The 241-nt window shown below is 57.3% G+C and carries 1 protein-coding gene; it reads left to right on the top strand.

Features of this window, described 5'->3' with window-relative positions; genetic code table 11:
* Positions 1 to 241, top strand: a 241-nt coding sequence (locus tag SB719_RS22260) for a hypothetical protein (protein WP_412160048.1), incomplete at both ends; no start/stop codon positions are given.

Consider the following 241-nt stretch of genomic DNA (forward strand, 5'->3'; position numbering starts at 1 on the left):
CATCGCTACTTTTTGTTTCAGTGGCGATCACGCTGGTGGTGGTGATGGCGTTGTTGTCCCCGCTGGCACCTTCCGCACACCCGGACGAGTTCCTTCATATCGCAGATGCGCGGCACTTCGGCGCCCACTGGTTGCCGCCCTCCCTAAGTAGCGGCGAGCTTGCACCCAGCTACACCAACAATGTCTACGGCGTCTCCTATCTCTACGAATGGAATATCGTCTATTGGTTCGCAGGCAAGGT

The sequence above is a fragment of the Pantoea sp. SIMBA_079 genome, from assembly GCF_046940275.1.
Taxonomy (GTDB): Bacteria; Pseudomonadota; Gammaproteobacteria; order Enterobacterales; family Enterobacteriaceae; genus Pantoea; species Pantoea borealis.